Origin of the sequence: Comamonas sp. 26, assembly GCF_002754475.1 — a bacterium.
Lineage (GTDB): Bacteria > Pseudomonadota > Gammaproteobacteria > Burkholderiales > Burkholderiaceae_C > Comamonas.
The window spans coordinates 486,643-502,792 of record NZ_PEFL01000002.1; the positions used below are offsets into that span (position 1 = coordinate 486,643).

At 59.5% G+C, this 16,150-nt stretch carries 16 protein-coding genes; 12 read left to right on the forward strand and 4 right to left on the reverse strand.

Features of this window, described 5'->3' with window-relative positions; genetic code table 11:
* Window positions 1–422: 422 nt before the first annotated feature.
* The 6 genes from ugpB (at window position 423) to ugpQ (ending at window position 5,846) form a co-directional block, all read left to right on the forward strand.
* A complete protein-coding gene (gene ugpB / locus CLU84_RS16775) occupies window positions 423–1,736 on the forward strand; it encodes a sn-glycerol-3-phosphate ABC transporter substrate-binding protein UgpB (RefSeq protein ID WP_099738570.1) in 1,314 nt (437 codons plus the stop codon).
* A 120-nt stretch (window positions 1,737–1,856) separates the two neighbouring features.
* Window positions 1,857–2,738: a sn-glycerol-3-phosphate ABC transporter permease UgpA gene (gene ugpA, locus CLU84_RS16780; RefSeq protein ID WP_099738572.1), complete on the forward strand. Its 882-nt coding sequence runs from the start codon at window positions 1,857–1,859 to the stop codon at window positions 2,736–2,738.
* A 2-nt stretch (window positions 2,739–2,740) separates the two neighbouring features.
* Window positions 2,741–3,589, forward strand: coding sequence for a sn-glycerol-3-phosphate ABC transporter permease UgpE (gene ugpE / locus CLU84_RS16785; protein ID WP_099738573.1), 849 nt, complete (start codon window positions 2,741–2,743; stop codon window positions 3,587–3,589).
* A 65-nt stretch (window positions 3,590–3,654) separates the two neighbouring features.
* Window positions 3,655–4,662, forward strand: a complete 1,008-nt coding sequence (locus tag CLU84_RS16790; protein ID WP_099738575.1) for a sn-glycerol-3-phosphate import ATP-binding protein UgpC — start codon at window positions 3,655–3,657, stop codon at window positions 4,660–4,662.
* A gap of 66 nt (window positions 4,663–4,728) precedes the next feature.
* Window positions 4,729–5,076 carry a VOC family protein gene (locus CLU84_RS16795; RefSeq protein ID WP_099738576.1) on the forward strand — a complete coding sequence of 116 codons (348 nt, stop codon included), beginning with the start codon at window positions 4,729–4,731 and terminating at the stop codon, window positions 5,074–5,076.
* Window positions 5,073–5,846 carry a glycerophosphodiester phosphodiesterase gene (gene ugpQ / locus CLU84_RS16800; RefSeq protein ID WP_099738578.1) on the forward strand — a complete coding sequence of 258 codons (774 nt, stop codon included), beginning with the start codon at window positions 5,073–5,075 and terminating at the stop codon, window positions 5,844–5,846. Before CLU84_RS16795 ends, ugpQ begins: the two co-directional genes overlap by 4 nt.
* A gap of 243 nt (window positions 5,847–6,089) precedes the next feature.
* Here the strand turns inward: ugpQ and CLU84_RS16805 are convergent, their stop codons facing one another.
* The 3 genes from CLU84_RS16805 to CLU84_RS16815 all read right to left on the reverse strand — a co-directional run bounded on the left by CLU84_RS16805 (window position 6,090) and on the right by CLU84_RS16815 (window position 9,505).
* The gene (locus CLU84_RS16805) at window positions 6,090–7,073 is read right to left on the reverse strand and encodes a tripartite tricarboxylate transporter substrate binding protein (RefSeq protein ID WP_099738580.1); all 984 of its coding nucleotides are present in this window, start codon (window positions 7,071–7,073) and stop codon (window positions 6,090–6,092) included.
* Window positions 7,074–7,243: 170 nt separating this feature from the next.
* A complete protein-coding gene (locus CLU84_RS16810) occupies window positions 7,244–8,872 on the reverse strand; it encodes a tetratricopeptide repeat protein (RefSeq protein WP_099738581.1) in 1,629 nt (542 codons plus the stop codon).
* Between the two features lie 339 nt (window positions 8,873–9,211).
* A complete protein-coding gene (locus tag CLU84_RS16815; protein WP_233210246.1) occupies window positions 9,212–9,505 on the reverse strand; it encodes a hypothetical protein in 294 nt (97 codons plus the stop codon).
* 54 nt (window positions 9,506–9,559) lie between these two features.
* On the opposite strand from CLU84_RS16815, the gene hemA reads away from it, so the two are divergent.
* The 6 genes from hemA to CLU84_RS16845 all read left to right on the forward strand — a co-directional run bounded on the left by hemA (window position 9,560) and on the right by CLU84_RS16845 (window position 15,383).
* Complete coding sequence (hemA, locus tag CLU84_RS16820) at window positions 9,560–10,867, forward strand: glutamyl-tRNA reductase (RefSeq protein ID WP_099738585.1); 1,308 nt, start codon at window positions 9,560–9,562, stop codon at window positions 10,865–10,867.
* A gap of 131 nt (window positions 10,868–10,998) precedes the next feature.
* Window positions 10,999–12,078 (forward strand): peptide chain release factor 1, encoded by a 1,080-nt coding sequence (gene prfA, locus CLU84_RS16825; RefSeq protein WP_099738587.1) that lies wholly within the window; start codon window positions 10,999–11,001, stop codon window positions 12,076–12,078.
* 25 nt (window positions 12,079–12,103) lie between these two features.
* Complete coding sequence (gene prmC, locus CLU84_RS16830; RefSeq protein WP_199173792.1) at window positions 12,104–12,964, forward strand: peptide chain release factor N(5)-glutamine methyltransferase; 861 nt, start codon at window positions 12,104–12,106, stop codon at window positions 12,962–12,964.
* Between the two features lie 132 nt (window positions 12,965–13,096).
* Window positions 13,097–13,417 (forward strand): Grx4 family monothiol glutaredoxin, encoded by a 321-nt coding sequence (gene grxD, locus CLU84_RS16835; RefSeq protein ID WP_099738590.1) that lies wholly within the window; start codon window positions 13,097–13,099, stop codon window positions 13,415–13,417.
* 43 nt (window positions 13,418–13,460) lie between these two features.
* Window positions 13,461–13,895 carry a ribonuclease HI family protein gene (locus CLU84_RS16840; RefSeq protein WP_369826872.1) on the forward strand — a complete coding sequence of 145 codons (435 nt, stop codon included), beginning with the start codon at window positions 13,461–13,463 and terminating at the stop codon, window positions 13,893–13,895.
* A 108-nt stretch (window positions 13,896–14,003) separates the two neighbouring features.
* Window positions 14,004–15,383, forward strand: a complete 1,380-nt coding sequence (locus tag CLU84_RS16845) for a hemolysin family protein (RefSeq protein ID WP_099738594.1) — start codon at window positions 14,004–14,006, stop codon at window positions 15,381–15,383.
* A gap of 111 nt (window positions 15,384–15,494) precedes the next feature.
* Here the strand turns inward: CLU84_RS16845 and CLU84_RS16850 are convergent, their stop codons facing one another.
* Window positions 15,495–16,148: a lytic transglycosylase domain-containing protein gene (locus CLU84_RS16850; protein WP_099738595.1), complete on the reverse strand. Its 654-nt coding sequence runs from the start codon at window positions 16,146–16,148 to the stop codon at window positions 15,495–15,497.
* Window positions 16,149–16,150: the final 2 nt, after the last annotated feature.

Genomic DNA, 16,150 nt, shown 5'->3' on the forward strand with positions numbered 1-16,150 from the left:
AAACAGCAAAGCCGCCTGTTTTCAAAGTGAATCAGCCCATGCAAAAACAGCATAAAACTCATCCAAAGTGTGCCAGCACACGACCGCATTCAATCACTTGCGGCCAAAAACCGGCCCTCTGCTCTGGAGACAGCAGATCAGGCAGATCACTTACCTATGCGATTTCCATAAAAACCATACATTTACGAATCAAAAACAACGCAATACGAAAGACTACCAACAACAAACGAAATGACCTTGACCTAGAATGGCGCAGCTTCGCGCACCATCATTTGTCGCACATTCGTCATAAGACGAGCAGTGACTGCGGGTTCTGCCCATGGTGGAGTGCCTAGCCCATGCAAACAATGACATCCATATGTCATACGAATGACTTAGTGTGTACCAGCACATATTTCGTCAACGATCGTTAGAGGAGCCTCATGCAATTCAAGCAACTAGCCATGGCTGCAGCCGTCGCTGCAACCGCCTTCTCGGCACAAGCCACCACCGATATTCAATGGTGGCACTCTATGACTGCCGTGAACAACGAATGGGTCAATGACCTGGCCAAGCAGTTCAATGAAAGCCAGAAGGACTACCGTATCGTCCCCACCTTCAAGGGTGTGTATGACGAATCCATGACAGCCGCCATTGCAGCATTCCGTTCGGGCAATGCACCTGACATCCTGCAAGTGTTTGAAGTGGGCACCGCCACCATGATGGCTTCCAAGGGAGCAACCGTGCCCGTGGGCAAGGTGATGGCCGATGCCGGCGTGTCCTTTGACCCCAAGGCCTACATCCCTGCCGTGGCCGGTTACTACACCGCTCCTAACGGCCAGATGCTGAGCTTCCCCTTCAATAGCTCGACCACCATCTTCTATTACAACAAGGACGCCTTCAAGAAGGCCGGCCTGAACCCTGACGTGGCCCCCAAGACCTGGCCCGAAGTGTTTGACGCTGCCAAGAAGCTCAAGGCCAGCGGCCACAGCTGCCCCATGACACTGGCATGGCAGGGCTGGACTCAGCTGGAGTCCTTCTCCACATGGCACAACGTTGAGTTTGCGACCGAGCAAAACGGTCTGAGCGCCAACGGCTACAAGGCCCGCATGAAGGTGAACTCACCTCTGCACGTCAAGCACATCGACAACCTGGCCGCCGCCGCCAAGGCTGGCGAGTTTGTCTACAAGGGCCGCGCTTCCACCGCTCAGGCGTCGTTCACCGCAGGTGAATGCGCCATGATCCAGACTTCGTCCGGTTTCTACGGCGATGTGGCCAAGAACGCCAAGTTCAACTACGCACTGGCTCCACTGCCTTACTACGCCGATGTGAAGGGCGCGCCCCAGAACACCGTGATCGGTGGCGCATCGCTGTGGGTGATGGCTGGCAAGTCGGCTGAGCGCTACAAAGGCGTGGCCAAGTTCTTCGAATTCCTGTCGCAGACCAAGGTTCAGGCCGCTTCGCACCAGCGTACCGGCTACCTGCCTGTGACGATGGCTGCCTACGAGCTGACCGACAAGTCCGGCTTCTACGCCAAGCACCCCGGTACTGATACTGCGGTGACGCAGATGATCCGCAAGGTCACTAACAACTCGCGCGGTATCCGCCTGGGTAACTATGTGCAGATCCGCACCATCGAGGACGAAGAACTCGAACAAGTGTGGGCTGGCAAGAAGACTGGCCAGCAAGCGCTGGACTCTATCGTGAGCCGCGGCAATGAGCTGCTGGCACGTTTCGAAAAGTCGTACAAGAAGTAAACCCTCCAGCACCCGCAAGGGTGCTGACAGGCCTGCTGTGCCTTCAAACAAGGCACAGCACCCTTAAATGCCCCGTTGACTGAACCCAGGCTCCGGCGGTTTTTTTATTTGTGACTCCTCATGGAAAAACGCGTACTTTTCCGATCCAGATGGCTTCCCTGGGCGCTGATTGCGCCACAGCTACTCATCATCGGTATCTTCTTTTTCTGGCCCGCTGGTCAGGCTGTGCTTCAGTCATTCCAGATGGAAGACGCGTTCGGCATGAGCACCGAATGGGTTGGTCTGGACAACTTCCGTCAGTTGTTCAGTGACCCCACCTACCTGAACTCCTTCAAGCGCACCGCCCTGTTCTCCGTACTGGTGGCTGGTGTAGGCATTGCAGCATCTTTGGGTTTGGCCATTTTTGCCGACCGCATCGTGCGCTTTGCCATGCTCTACAAAACCCTGCTGATCGTGCCTTACGCTGTGGCCCCCGTGATTGCGGGCGTGCTGTGGGTTTTCATGTTCTCGCCTTCGATTGGCGTGATCACGCATTACCTAGGCAAGCTGGGCTACGAGTGGAACCACCTGATGAACGAGAACCAGGCCATGGCCCTGATCGTCATCACCTCGGTGTGGAAGCAAATTTCTTATAACTTCCTGTTCTTCCTTGCGGGCCTGCAATCCATCCCCAAGGCACTGATCGAAGCCGCTTCGATTGATGGTGCCGGCCCATGGCGCCGTTTCTGGAACATCCAGCTGCCCCTGCTGTCGCCCACCACCTTCTTCCTGCTGGTGATCAACATCGTCTACGCCTTCTTTGACACCTTCGGCATCATCGACGCAGCCACCCAAGGCGGCCCCGGCCAGTCGACATCGATTCTGGTCTACAAGGTTTATCAGGACGGCTTCAAGGCGCTTGACCTGGGCGGCTCGGCTGCACAGTCCGTGATCCTGATGCTGATCGTTGTCGTGCTGACCGTGATCCAGTTCCGCTATGTTGAAAAGAAAGTGCAGTACTGATCATGGTTGATCGCAATCCCTGGCTCACCTTCATCTCCCATGCCGTACTGGTCCTCGGCGTGGCCATTGTTGCCTTCCCGCTGTATCTGGCCTTTATCGCCTCGACGCACACGGCCGATGCCATCGTGCAGTCCCCCATGCCGCTGCTGCCCGGCGCCCATATGTGGGAAAACTACAAGGAAGCCCTGCTCGGCTCCGGCAAGCTGGGCTCCAACACCAACGTCGTGCAAATGATGTGGGTCAGCTTCTGCGTGGCCATGATCATCACCGTGGGCAAGATCGCCATTTCGCTGCTGTCCGCCTTTGCCATCGTCTACTTCCGCTTCCCCTTCAAGATGCTGTGTTTCTGGGCCATCTTCTTGACGCTGATGCTGCCCGTAGAAGTGCGCATTCTGCCCACCTACAAGGTCGTGGCTGAACTGGGCATGCTCAACAGCTACGCGGGCCTGACGCTGCCGCTGATCGCCTCGGCCACCGCCACCTTCCTCTTCCGCCAGTTCTTCCTGAGCGTGCCGGACGAGCTGGTCGAAGCGGCCCGCATTGATGGTGCCAGCGCCATGCGCTTTTTCAAGGACATTCTGGTGCCCTTGTCCAAGACCTCCATCGCAGCCCTGTTCGTGATTCAGTTCATCTACGGCTGGAACCAGTACCTGTGGCCTCTGCTCATGACCACCTCGGAAGACATGTACCCCGTGGTTATCGGTATCAAGCGCATGCTGGCCGGTGGCGAAGCCTCTGTGGACTGGAACATTGTGATGGCGACTGCCATTCTGGCCATGCTGCCCCCTACGGCCGTGGTGATGCTGATGCAAAAGTGGTTTGTCAAAGGCCTGGTGGATACCGAGAAGTAATCCTCTCCACCACTGCCCCAACCACCTTCTTTTGACCCATTGAACGAATACCTGGAATACCTCTCATGGCATCCATCTCTCTGAAGAACATCGTCAAGCGCTACGGCACCGGCAAGGCCGCCGTGCCCGTCATTCACGGCGTGAGCGCCGAAATCAAGGACGGCGAATTCGTCGTGCTGGTCGGCCCCTCGGGCTGCGGCAAGTCCACCCTGCTGCGCATGATTGCCGGCCTGGAAGAAATCACCGGCGGCGACCTGATGATTGGCGACAAGGTCGTCAACGACCTGGAACCCGCCAAGCGCGACATCGCCATGGTGTTCCAGAACTACGCGCTCTACCCTCACATGAGCAACTACGAGAACATGGCCTATGGCCTGAAGATCGCCAAGGTGCCTGAGGACGAAATCAAGCGCCGCGTGGACAAAGCCGCCAAGATTCTGGAACTGACCAACCTGCTTGACCGCAAGCCCCGCCAGCTCTCCGGCGGCCAGCGCCAGCGCGTGGCCATGGGCCGCGCCATTGTGCGCCAGCCCAAGGTCTTCCTGTTTGACGAGCCCCTGTCCAATCTGGATGCCAAACTGCGCGGTCAGACCCGCCTGGAAATCCAGAAGCTGCACGCCGAGCTGGGCATCACCAGCCTGTTCGTGACCCACGACCAGGTCGAAGCCATGACGCTGGCCCAGCGCATGATCGTCATGAACGGCGGCTATGTGGAGCAGTTCGGCACCCCCGAAGAGGTCTACCACACCCCCGCCTCAGTGTTTGTGGCAGGCTTCATCGGCTCGCCCCCCATGAACCTGCTGAAGAACGCGCCCAACGGCAAGCCCGGCATGATTCTGGGCATTCGCCCCGAACACATCGACCTGGTGGAAACGGGTGGCGTGGAATTCAAGGTGCAAACCGTTGAACTGCTGGGCGCTGAACGTCTGCTGTACGGCCAAGTCAATGGTGAAGACGTCACCGTGCGCATTGAAGAAGGCAAGCCCTTCCCCAAGCCAGGCGAAACCACCCAGATTGCAGCGCGCGATGACCGCCTGCACTGGTTCAACGCAGAAACCGGCAAACGCGCATAACCCCCTTCAAGGGCCGACGTCTCAGGCGATCGGCCCTTTTGCTTGCAGCACAGTACATTGAGGCACATGCCTTCATTGATTCACTCCACGGCTCCGGTCCTTCCCTCTCTGAATCTTGCAGAGAGCGAAGCGTTTTACGCCCAGCGACTGGGCTTTGCCGTGCTGCTGCGCATGGACGAGTACCTGATCGTGGCACGCGAGGGGTGCGAGCTGCACTTCTGGCCCTGCAACAACCCGGAGCTGCCACGCAACAGCTCCTGCTATATACGCGCAGACACCCGCGCACTGCATACCGAATTCACCCAGAACGGCTTGCCCCTGAACCCACCCCAAGCACGTGAGTGGGGCATGCGCGAGCTGTATGTGATTGACCCACACGGCAACCTGCTGAAATTTGGAGAACCTGTCGAATGACCTCCCTGGCAAATTGGCCCTATCCTCGATGGGTCGCCCACCGTGGAGCCGGCAAGCTGGCACCGGAAAACACCATGAGCGCCTTTCGCCTGGGCGCTCAGCACGGCTATCGCTTCTTTGAATGCGATGCCAAGCTCAGCCAAGATGGCGTGCTGTTCTTGATGCATGACGCTACGCTGGAGCGCACCACCAACGGCCATGGTATTGGCAGCCAACTCAGCATGGGTAAAATCGCCCAGCTCGACGCCGGCAGCTGGCATTCGCGCGCCTATGCGGGCGAGAACCTGCCCACACTGGAAGCCCTGGCCCGCTGGTGCCTGGCCAACCAGTTGCACCTGAATGTGGAGATCAAGCCCACGCCCGGCCAGGAGCTGGAAACCGGCCGCGCCTGCGGTGAGCTGATGAACCGCATCTGGCCCCAGGATGTGGTGCAGCCCCTGTTCACTTCGTTCAAAACAGAATCGCTCAAAGGCGCACGGGAAGTGGCGCCGCATATCCCTCGCGGCCTGCTGGTGGACAAGTTTGCCGACGGTACGGGCGATGCCGATCTGCAGATTGCCAAAGACTTGGACTGCAGCGCCCTGGTGCTGAACCACGCGCTGTGGAACCCTGCACTTGTCGCCAAAGTGCATGGCGCAGGCCTGCGCTGCAGCAGCTACACCGTGAACGACGAATGGGCCGCTCAGCGCCTGATCGACCTGGGCACGGACGGCATCATCACCGACCGCGTGGACTTGTTCAGCCCCGCCCAGACCGGCGCACACATCTAAATTCATAGCTGCTAGCATCTGAAATTAATGGATTTCAAGCCATTAATAAGCTGAAACTCATTGAAATCAAGCGCAAGAAGCTTCTGTACTGATAGCAAACAAAAAGCCCGGCCACTGCAAAGTAACCGGGCTTTTTGCATTCAAGACATCACGACCTTAAGTCACAACCTCTAAAACTGGTGCCACCCCGACAGATAGACGCTCTGCAAGAGCCGCCTCACAGGGAAGGCGCGCCACAGGAGCTCAATCCAGCTTCGTTCCGGAAGCCTTCACCGCAGCCGCCCAGCGAGGTGTTTCGCTGGCCAGGAACTTCGCAAAAGCTTCAGAGCCCATAAAGGCCGGATCAGCTCCCTGCTCGGCCATGCGGCTCTTCACTTCGGGCAAGCTCATTACCTGCTGAAAAGCATTGCTCAACTTGGCCGTCACTTCCTTGGGCAGCCCGGCAGGTGCCAGGAAGCCGTAGAAACCTACCACTTCAAAACCTTTGAGGCCGGACTCAATAGCGGTCGGCACTTCAGGCAGCGCAGGGTTGCGCTCCTTGCTGGTGACCGCCAGTGCGCGGACCTTGCCTTGCTTGTGATACGCGGCGGCCTGAGGAATGCTCTCTGCCATGAACTGCACCTGACCACCAATCAGGTCGGTAAACGCTGGGGCACTGCCCTTGTAGGGGATGTGCACCAGATCCGCTCCGGTCGCGTTCTTGTACATCTCAGGCACCAGATGGCTGATACCGCCGTTACCCGCCGAGCCGAAGTTGATGCGGCCGGGGTTGGCCTTGGCGTAGGTCGTGAACTCGCCCAGCGTCTTGGCAGGCACCTTGTTATTCACCAGCAGCGCCAGCGGCTGCATGGCGGTACGGGCGATGGGCGTGAAGTCTTTGAGCGTGTTGTAGGGCAGCTTGCTGTAGAGCGCAGGATTAATCACCATCACACCGGTATTGGCCAGCATCAGCGTGTAGCCGTCCGCAGGGGAACGCATGACATCCTGCGCGCCCACAGAACCACCTGCGCCGGGCTTGTAGTCCACCACCAATGGCTGGCCCAGCACGCTTTGCAGCTTGTCCGTCAGCAGTCTGGCATGCTGATCCAGCGGGCCACCTGCGGGGAAGCCCAGCACGATGCGAATGGGCTTGGTGGGGAAGGCATCGTTGGCCTGCACACCCACAGACATCAGCAAACCGGCACCAGCCATCAGGCCAGCCAGAGCGGTACGGACGGATTTATTCATTATTTGTCTTCCTTTGGTTTTTAAAACGACTTCTCCGGCGCGAACTGTAGCGGCATTTGGATGCGAAAGACACCCTCATTCCGAGCAGAAGATATGAAAAAACGCTTCTCGAAAGAAGCGTTTTTGAAGCAAGACAGACTGGCTAAGCAGCCACTCTCAGAGTAGCCCAATCAGCGCTTGGGCTGCCAGGCCAGCGCTTTGTTCTGCGCCTCAGCCACTTGGGCAATCGTCAGCTTGTTGGCCGACTCATCACGGCGCTTGGCAGCATCGCCACCCAGCTCCGTCGCGGCCAGGTTGTACCAGAAGTAGGCCTTGCCATAATCACGCGGCACGCCCTGACCCTGCGCATACACCATGCCCAGGTTGTACTGGGCGGCGGCATCGCCTTGCTCTGCGGCACGCTGGTACCACTGCACGGCCTTGCCGTAGTCGCGGGCCGTGCCCTGACCTTCCGCGTACATCACGCCCAGGCGGTTCTGCGCACCAGAATGGCCTTGCTCAGCCGCGGCGGTGTACCACTTCAAAGCCATGGCGGGGCTGGCTGCGCCGCCTTGGCCATCGGCATGCAGACGCGCCAGATTGAACTGGGCCGATGCATCGCCCTTGTCGGCTGCGCGGCGGAACCACTGCATGGCGTTGGCATAGCTTTGCGGTACACCACGGCCTTCGGCGTACAGCGTACCCACGTTGTTGATGGCTGCGGCATGGCCTTGCTCGGCAGCCTTCTGGTACCAGACCAGCGACGTGCCGTAGTTCTGGGGCGTACCCAGACCTTCTGCATACACGGTACCCAGGTTGTACTGAGCGTCGGCATGGTTCTGGTCGGCAGCGCGCTGGAACCACTGGGCGGCATAGGCCGGACTTTGCTCCACACCCAGGCCATAGAGGTACAGACGGCCCAGATTGTTCTGGCCGTCGGCATTCCACTGCTCGGCACTCTTCTGGAACCAGGAGGCAGCCAGCTTGTAATCACGCTGCACGCCCACGCCATCCATATACATACGACCCAGGCTGTTTTGCGCACGGGCATCGCCTTGCTCGGCAGCACGTTGCAGCCACTGAGCGGCCTGCACCGGGTCCAGCTTCACGCCCACCCCATCAGACAGCATGGAACCCAGCTGGTTCTGCGCCTCAGCATGGCCTTGATCGGCCGCCTTTTTGAACCATTCGGCAGCCGTCATGTAATTCACGGCCACGCCATTGCCCTTGAGGAAGCGCTGACCCAGTTCAAACTGAGCTGTCACATGCCCTTGAGCGGCAGACTTTTCCAGCCACTGCGCCGCAGTGCTGAAGCTCTGCGGCACGCCCAGACCATCTTGATAGAGGTGCGACAGGTTGTACTGCGCGATCGCATTGCCCTGCTGGGCTGCGCGGCCGTACCACTGTGCGGCCTCGCGGTAATTTTGTGGCACGCCCTGGCCGTTGGCATACAGGGCACCCAGGCTGTTTTGCGCGCCAGCATGGTTTTGGGCAGCGGCCTTGCGGAACCATTGAGCCGCCGTGGCAGCATTCTGGGGCACGCCCTGACCGTGGACATACATCTCGCCCAGCTGGCTCTGCGCCTTGGCATCTCCGCGCTCGGCCGCTTGCAGCGGGCCGGCTGTGGACGAAACACGCGATCCCGCGATAGGCAGCGGGCCATATTGCAGGCGACTGAACTCAAACTGCGGGCCAGAGGTGGCGGCTCGGGAATCGCGCAGAAAATTCATGCGACCTTCCGCACCGGTTTGCGCTGATGCGCTCTGGGCAAAGACAGCCAGACTCGACATGACCAGCGCTGCGATGGGAGAGAACTTCATTCCGGTACGATTCCTAGATGCGTGTTGTTACATCAGATATACGATGACACTAACCAGCGAGCGTAACTGATTCTGATAGCAGCTTTGCTAAGGAATTCCTGAATCGCGGCATCCTCGCCACAGTTTTATGACATTTAAAGCGCTCATAAAAAAGCCCGGCGACAGCGGGTTTCGGGCAAATCATTGGATGTCAGCGCATGCTCACTCGTTACTTTTACAGGCTTGCTTCCCATCGAAATGTCTCAAAACACACGCTGGCGCAGATACAACACTCACCTTGAGTCAGATCAAGCTTTCAAGCAAAACAGCCTCACCAAAAGCAGCGATTCGGCTCAAAACTCAGCGCCACGCCCTTGAAAGAGCCCACTGACAGAAGGCACTTATACCCACCAGTGCGGCATAGCTGAGCATCTTCCCATCGCGTGAAAACAGCCAGAGACCGGCCCATAAAACTGCAGAGCCGAATATAAAATTGATAGCTGCTTGCGTAATGAATGATTGAGCTCCAGCCTTGTTTAACTGAAAAATTCGGGCGAAGATCGCCAAACCCAGCGCCAGGAAAAAAGCGGGGGCGACGAAGTTGAGTAAATGATTTACGCTCGCAACAAAATCCATGACAGCAATCGTTTCCAAGGCTTTGGACGCAGGGGATGCCCGATCCGGTACTAAATTTTATAATCGCAAGTTATGGCAGTCTGGGCTTTAGGCATCAATCACCACACGGCTCCGCTCGATTTGCGGGGTCGTTTTGCGTTCGCGCTCGATCAGATCGAGCCGACGCTGCAAGGTTTGCGCGCGTCCCTGACCAGCGCAGGCAAAGCCCACAATGCTGTGGAAACCGCCATTCTCTCCACCTGCAACCGCACCGAAATTTACTGCGCGGCTGACGCACCTGCCATGGATCACACCATGCACTGGCTGGCCAATAGCGGCGGTGTAGCGCCTGAGTTGCTGCGCCAGCACTCCTACGTGCTGCAAGATGGTCTGGTCGCACGACACGCATTCCGCGTGGCTTCGGGCCTTGATTCCATGGTGCTGGGCGAGGCGCAAATCCTGGGCCAGATGAAAAACGCCGTGCGCGCCGCTGAAACCGCGGGCGCACTGGGCACCACCCTCAACCAGTTATTTCAACGCAGCTTTGCCGTTGCCAAGGAAGTGCGCTCTTCTACCGAGATCGGTGCGCACAGCATTTCCATGGCAGCCGCCGCTGTGCGCCTGGCCGGTCAATTGTTTGAAGACCTGACCAAGATTCGGGTGCTGTTTGTCGGCGCGGGCGAGATGATCGAGCTGGTCTCCACCCACTTTGCCGCACGCAACCCAAAACAAATCACCATCGCCAACCGCACTATGGAGCGCGGTGAGAAGCTGGCATCCCAGTTTGGCGCCAGCACCATGCGTTTGGCCGATCTGCCCGAGCATCTGCACGAGTACGACGCCATCATCAGTTGCACCGCATCCACCCTGCCCATCATTGGCCTGGGTGCTGTTGAGTCTGCTCTCAAAAAGCGCAAGCGCCGCCCCATCTTCATGGTCGATCTAGCCGTTCCGCGCGATATTGAAGCTGAGGTCAAGCACCTCAACGACGTGTACCTCTACACCGTAGACGATCTGGCCACCGTGGTTCGCACCGGTCAGGCCCAGCGCCAGGCCGCCGTGCAGCAGGCCGAAGTCATCATCGACACCGGCGTGCAGAACTTTATGCAGTGGATGGACCAGCGCAACCCCGTGGGTGGCTCTGTCTCGCTGATTCAGCAGGTCAACGCACAGGCTGACGAATGGCGCGCGCTTGAAATTGCCCGCGCCAAGAAACTGATCGCCAAGGGCGAAGATATAGACACCGTGCTGGAAGCGCTCTCGCGCGGCATCACACAAAAAATGCTGCACGGCACCATGGCCGCGCTGCACAAGGGCGACGCCGACGAGCGTGCCCAGACGGCAGACACCGTCAGCCGCCTGTTCCTGCGCTCTAGCCGCAACAACTCCAACAAGCTTTAGCGGCGCTCGCCCGCTTTCGCGCTGCGCCTGCCCGCAGCGCATAGGCCCGACTGCGGCCAGCCCAGACCTCTTTTCCCTGACTCAACGAAGGCGTCCTGCGTGTCGCCCTTCTCAAGCCCTCGGTACACACCATGCAAGACTTTTTGCGCAACCAGCTCGAACGCTACGCCCAACGCCTGCAGGAGCTGGACTTTCTGCTCTCGCGCGAAGACATCATGGGCGACATGAAACAGTACCGCAGCATCTCGCGCGAGCATGCTGACGTTACCGCCATTGCCAGCCGCTACACCCGCCACCAGCAGGCCGCCGCCGACATCGCTGCCGCCCGCGAAATGCTGGACGACCCTGACATGGCCGAGATGGCGCAGGAAGAAATCACCAGCGGCGAGGCTGAGCTCATCAAACTTGAAGACGAGCTGCAGCGCCTGCTGCTACCCAAAGACCCTGATGAGGCTCGCCCGGCCTTCATGGAAATTCGCGCCGGTACCGGCGGCGATGAATCGGCCCTGTTTGCCGGTGATCTGGCCCGCATGTACACCCGCTACGCCACCACCGTGGGCTGGAAAGTCGAGGTCATGAGCGCCAACGAAGCCGAAATTGGCGGCTACAAAGAAGTGGTGCTGCGCATCGAAGGCGACAACGCCTATGGCGCGCTGCGCTTTGAATCAGGCGGCCACCGCGTGCAGCGCGTGCCCGCTACCGAGACACAAGGCCGCATCCACACCAGTGCCTGCACCGTTGCCGTGATGCCCGAGCCCGACGAGGCCGAAGCCATCACCCTCAACCCCGCCGACCTGCGTATCGACACCTTCCGCGCCAGCGGCGCTGGTGGTCAGCACATCAATAAAACCGATTCCGCCGTGCGTGTGGTGCACTTGCCCACCGGCATCGTGGCCGAATGCCAGGACGGCCGCAGCCAGCACAGCAACAAGGCCAAGGCCCTGCAAGTGCTGCAGGCCCGCATTCAAGAGAAAGAGCGCAGCGAACGCGCCGCCAAGGAAGCCGCCATGCGCAAGGGCCTGATTGGCTCGGGCGACCGCAGCGACCGCATCCGCACCTACAACTTCCCCCAGGGCCGGATGACGGACCACCGCATCAACCTCACGCTGTACAAGCTGCTCGCCATCATGGAAGGCGACCTCGGCGATGTGATGCAGGCCCTGCAACATGCCCGCGAGGCCGAACTGCTGGCCGAACTTCAGGGCGACTAAGCCCTGACTGCTACTTTGGAAGAGCATGACAGAGCCCACCCTCTCCAACCCCCTCAGCGTTGCCCAAGCGCTGACACTGGCCGCCCAGCGAGGCCTGCCGCGCGTGGATGCGCAAATGCTGTTGCTACATTTAATGCAGCAACCAGGGCATGCCCGTGCTTGGCTTATCACCCATGACACCGATATTCTGAGCGCCGAGCAGCAAGCCCGCTGGAATGAACTGTGCGCCCAGCGCCAGCAAGGCGCACCCGTGGCCTACCTTACCGGCCACAAAGAGTTTTATGGACTTGAACTGGCCGTAGATGCCCGCGTACTGGACCCCCGCCCTGATACCGAAACACTGGTGGACTGGGCGCTGGAGCTGCTGCCAGAAGGCGCTGCCCACCGCGTGGTGGACCTGGGCACCGGCAGCGGCGCGATTGCGCTGGCCCTGCAAAGCCAGCGCCCTGCCGCGCAGGTGGTTGCGGTGGATGCCAGTGCCGATGCGCTGGCCGTGGCACAGGTCAATGCTAGGCATCTGAACCTGCGCGTGCAATTTGCCCATGGCAGTTGGCTGGAACCTTTGGCCGGCCAGCCGCCTGCCGACCTGATCGTCAGCAACCCGCCTTATATCCGCGCCGATGATCCGCATCTGGCGGCTCTGACCCACGAGCCGCTGTCGGCTTTGGCCAGCGGTGCCGATGGCCTGGAAGATATTCGCAGCATCATCGACCAAACCCCCTCCCAGCTGAAGGCAGGCGGCTGGCTGCTTTTCGAGCATGGCTGGGATCAGGCCCATGATGTCGCCCAGCTGATGCAGGCCGCAGGCTTTGAGCAGGTGCAGAACCGCAACGACCTGGCAGGCATTGCCCGCTGCACCGGCGGCTGCTGGCCGGGCTTGATTTAGCTACAAGCGTCCCCAGATATCTGTGTGCTGAAGTACAACAAGATTTCCTCACAGCACCGCATTCATTGCGGTCGGTGAAATAATTGCAGACATCGCGGCTGTGGCCGCCACCCCTAGAATCCGGAGCCCACTATGAGCAACACCCAACAACGCATCGACGACCTGGTCAAGAACAACGACATCCTGCTGTTCATGAAGGGCAACGCCAGCTTCCCTCAGTGCGGCTTCTCTGGTCGTGCCATCCAGATCCTGAAGGCCTGCGGTGTGGACACCAAGTCCATCGCCACCGTGAATGTGCTGGAAGATCAGGAAATCCGTCAGGGCATCAAGGAATACAGCCAGTGGCCCACCATCCCTCAGCTGTACATCAAGGGCGAATTCGTGGGCGGCTCGGACATCATGATGGAGATGTACGAATCGGGTGAGCTCAAGCAAATGCTGGCCGCCGAATAAGCCACACCACACCCCAAGCCACCGTTGCCCGGTGGCTTTTTTCATGCCGCCTCCAAAACCTGCCCCCGCCCACCATTGCTGCATTCATATCGATGGCAGCTCTTTGCCCAACCCCGGCCCCATGAGTCTGGGCGCTGTGCTGCGCCTGCCTGATGGTACGCAGCACAGCCTCTCAAAAGCCTTGCACCAAAGCGGCTGCAACAACGAGGCCGAGCTACTGGCCTTGATGGCAGCCTTGACGCTGGCCCATGAACTGGGTGCCCGCTGCCTGACCATTCGCACCGACTCCCATGTGCTGCTGGAGCAGCTTGGCCCGCCCATGGCCAAGCCCTCCCGCCCCATCGCCAGACTCAACCATCTGTTTGAGGAGGCCCGCCAGCAGATGCAGGGGTTTGATGAACTGGTGCTGCAGTGGATACCCAGACACCGCAATACCGAGGCCGATGCATTGGCCAGAGCCGCACACACCCAAGCCTGAGCAAGCCCATAGAGCCGCCCCTTTCCCTGTGCCATGCTTTATGTGGTCGAATGGGGAGTCTTAGATTACAGGCTGCGGGCCCCTTAAAAATCCGCAGCCGCCCTGCCTATGAGTGTGTTCCAAAGCCTTCTGGTGATAGCCCTGCTGATTTTGCTCAGCGCCTTCTTTTCCATGGCAGAGATTTCTCTGGCCGCATCACGCCGACTGCGGCTGCGCCAGCTGGCCGACGATGGAGATGAACGCGCAGAGCGCGCCTTGCGTGTGCAAGAGCAGCCGGGCGAGTACTTCACCGTGGTGCAAGTGGGACAAAATGCGGTCGCCATCCTCGGCGGTATCGTCGGCGAAGGTGCTTTCAGCCCCTCGGCGACACAGCTTTTCTCGCTCTGGTTTTCCCCTGAGCTGGCGTCTACCCTGGGCTTTCTGCTCTCATTCCTGATAATTACCTCGGCCTTCATCCTACTGGCCGACCTGCTGCCGCGCCGCATCAGCATGAACGAGCCCGAGCGCTACATCGTGCGCGTGCTGGCACCCATGCGCTGGTTTGTGTTGATCTTCAAGCCCATCATCTGGTTTTACAACCTCGTCACCGACACCCTGTTTCGCCTGCTGGGTCTGCCCGCCACGCGCGATGAGCGCATCACCTCAGAAGATATTCTCGCCATGACCGAAGCGGGTACCAAGGCTGGCGTGCTGGAGGCCCGCGAACAGCAGGTGATTGCCAATGTGTTCGAGCTGGATTCTCGCGCCGTGGCCTCGGCCATGACACTGCGCGAACGGATTGCCTTTTTCTACAAGGACGATGACAACAACGTCATCCGCGCCCGCATTGCCGAAGAGCCTTTTTCCACCTACCCAGTGTGCGACGGCGATATTGACCGCGTGATTGGCTATGTGGATGCCAAAGACCTGTTTCAGCGGGCACTCAACAACCAGCCACTGTCGCTGATGGATGAAACGCTGATTCACAAGGTCCTCATCGTGCCCGACCGCCTGAGTCTGGCCGAGGTGCTGGAGCAGTTCCGCCAGGTCCATGAAGACTTTGCCGTCATCGTCAACGAGTACAGCCGCGTCGTCGGCGTCGTCACCCTCAACGATGTGATGAGCACGGTCATGGGCGATCTGGTCAGCGCCTCTGAAGAGGAAGAGCAGATCATCCGCCGTGACGAGCATTCCTGGCTGATCGACGGCGTCGCGCCCATCGAAGATGTGATGCGTGTGCTGCAGCTCGACGAAATGCCGCACGACGACGAGTACGAGACGCTGGCTGGCTTCCTCATGGTCATGCTGCGCCGCGTGCCCCGACGCACCGACGTTGTGACCTGGGGCGGCTACAAGTTTGAAGTGCTGGACGTGGACAGCTACCGCATTGACCAGGTCATGGTCACGCAGCTGCCGGTCCATACGCCAGAGTCTGCAGCCCCATCAGCCGCCGCGGCTGCCAAAGTACAAAGCAGCGCTGCACAGGCAGCGAAGAGCAATCACTCCTGAATCAGGAGCTTCCAACGCATGTCTTTCAACGATAGAGATATGGTTTACGGCTGAAACAAATAAAAAGAGAGCGGTAACCGCTCTCTTTTTCATAGTGCAATCTGAACCTGATCAGACCGCCTTGGGCTCATCAACCAGCCAGCGCCGCTGCGCGCCAAAGACGGCGTTCGGGTACTGGGGCTGGCCACGGCTGCCGTTGTAGCGGCCCAGCGCCATATAGGCATCGCCTTTTTCACGGTCCATGTAGTGGCGCAAGATCACGCAGCCAAAGCGCAGATTGGTCTGCATGTGAAACAGCTTGCCAATGTCGCCATCGCCGATCAGTCGCATCCAGAACGGCATGATCTGCATATAGCCACGTGCCCCGACGCTGGAGATGGCGAACTTGCGATAGCCGCTCTCCACCTGAATCAGGCCCATGACCATGGACACATCCAGCCCAGCGCGCTTGGATTCGTACCAGACGGTCTGCAAAAACTCACGCCGCACCTGCGGGTCGGCCTTGCGCTTGACCAGTTTGTCGCTGCAAGCCACCAGCCAGCGCAGATAGCTCATGCGCGCCTCGGTCGAGGTGAACTCCAGCTCGGGCGGTGCGCCCGAGCCAGCCACCGCCGAACTCAAAGCAGTGCGAACGGAATCGGCCAAAGGCTCTTCCAGCTGACCGCCCGCCCATGCGGTTTGCGGCAGCAGCCACCCTGCCGATGGAAGGGCAAGCGAGGCTGCGGCAGTCAGGCAGGAGCGGCGGCTGAGAAGGCTTTCTGGCATTG

Excerpts from the sequence above, each read along its gene's own strand:
- hemA (WP_099738585.1), top strand. The coding sequence starts at position 9,560 with ATGGCAGTCTGGGCTTTAGGCATCAATCACCACACGGCTCCGCTCGAT.
- CLU84_RS16790 (WP_099738575.1), top strand. The coding sequence starts at position 3,655 with ATGGCATCCATCTCTCTGAAGAACATCGTCAAGCGCTACGGCACCGGC.
- CLU84_RS16850 (WP_099738595.1), bottom strand. The coding sequence starts at position 16,148 with ATGCCAGAAAGCCTTCTCAGCCGCCGCTCCTGCCTGACTGCCGCAGCC.
- ugpE (WP_099738573.1), top strand. The coding sequence starts at position 2,741 with ATGGTTGATCGCAATCCCTGGCTCACCTTCATCTCCCATGCCGTACTG.
- grxD (WP_099738590.1), top strand. The coding sequence starts at position 13,097 with ATGAGCAACACCCAACAACGCATCGACGACCTGGTCAAGAACAACGAC.
- prfA (WP_099738587.1), top strand. The coding sequence starts at position 10,999 with ATGCAAGACTTTTTGCGCAACCAGCTCGAACGCTACGCCCAACGCCTG.
- prmC (WP_199173792.1), top strand. The coding sequence starts at position 12,104 with ATGACAGAGCCCACCCTCTCCAACCCCCTCAGCGTTGCCCAAGCGCTG.
- ugpQ (WP_099738578.1), top strand. The coding sequence starts at position 5,073 with ATGACCTCCCTGGCAAATTGGCCCTATCCTCGATGGGTCGCCCACCGT.
- CLU84_RS16810 (WP_099738581.1), bottom strand. The coding sequence starts at position 8,872 with ATGAAGTTCTCTCCCATCGCAGCGCTGGTCATGTCGAGTCTGGCTGTC.
- CLU84_RS16805 (WP_099738580.1), bottom strand. The coding sequence starts at position 7,073 with ATGAATAAATCCGTCCGTACCGCTCTGGCTGGCCTGATGGCTGGTGCC.
- CLU84_RS16795 (WP_099738576.1), top strand. The coding sequence starts at position 4,729 with ATGCCTTCATTGATTCACTCCACGGCTCCGGTCCTTCCCTCTCTGAAT.
- ugpA (WP_099738572.1), top strand. The coding sequence starts at position 1,857 with ATGGAAAAACGCGTACTTTTCCGATCCAGATGGCTTCCCTGGGCGCTG.
- CLU84_RS16845 (WP_099738594.1), top strand. The coding sequence starts at position 14,004 with ATGAGTGTGTTCCAAAGCCTTCTGGTGATAGCCCTGCTGATTTTGCTC.
- CLU84_RS16840 (WP_369826872.1), top strand. The coding sequence starts at position 13,461 with ATGCCGCCTCCAAAACCTGCCCCCGCCCACCATTGCTGCATTCATATC.
- ugpB (WP_099738570.1), top strand. The coding sequence starts at position 423 with ATGCAATTCAAGCAACTAGCCATGGCTGCAGCCGTCGCTGCAACCGCC.